This window comes from Solihabitans fulvus (assembly GCF_008386585.1).
Lineage (GTDB): Bacteria > Actinomycetota > Actinomycetes > Mycobacteriales > Pseudonocardiaceae > Solihabitans > Solihabitans fulvus.
In genome coordinates, this window is record NZ_VUOB01000221.1 from 1 (window position 1) to 232 (window position 232).

The 232-nt window shown below is 49.1% G+C and carries 1 protein-coding gene; it reads right to left on the minus strand.

Going from position 1 to position 232, the window contains the following annotated elements; translation table 11 throughout:
- Positions 1-30: 30 nt before the first annotated feature.
- The coding region (locus F0L68_RS45690) for a hypothetical protein (RefSeq protein WP_223199622.1) at positions 31-232 on the minus strand (202 nt) is incomplete at its 5' end.

Sequence of the window (232 nt, forward strand, 5' to 3'; positions counted from 1 at the left end):
CTGGCTTAGGTTAGGTACAATGTCGTGTGATCAGTTCATCATGCTGCTCATCATCATGACGTCTTTGTAAGTCCTCTTGACCAGCATGTCCGAGTCCAGGTAGGTGAGATCGTCCTTCATCATGACCATCTCCGAGGTGTCCACGGTCTTGCTGGTGTTCGACATGCCGAGGTCTTTTCTGTAGATCATTACGTCAGCGAACTTCATGTTGCTAGTGAAGAAGCTCGCCATG